Here is a 254-nt window from a genome sequence, read left to right on the forward strand (position 1 = left end):
GCGATCGGCTCGACGACGAGCGAAGCGGAAATCGATGGGGCGAGACCGATCGTTAATGGCGCGACTTCCTTTTTTTGAAACTCGCGCGCGCGGCGTCGAACGGCCTCAGTCGAGGCAAGTGCGCGCTCGAGCATGGGCAGCACCGCTTTTCCCAAGTCGGTGAGGTGGGTGAGCTGACGTTCCCGGTAGATGAGCTCACCTCCGAGTTCCTGCTCGAGCTTTTGCACGCCCTTGGTCAGTGCCGGTTGCGTGAC

Annotated in this window: 1 protein-coding gene; it reads right to left on the reverse strand. The window is 61.8% G+C overall.

Annotated elements, in window-relative coordinates; translation table 11 throughout:
* A partial coding sequence (locus tag PY649_RS34995; protein WP_285873646.1) for a LysR family transcriptional regulator occupies positions 1-254 on the reverse strand: 254 nt, incomplete at both ends.

Source organism: Rhizobium mayense (assembly GCF_030272705.1).
Taxonomy (GTDB): Bacteria; Pseudomonadota; Alphaproteobacteria; order Rhizobiales; family Rhizobiaceae; genus Rhizobium; species Rhizobium mayense.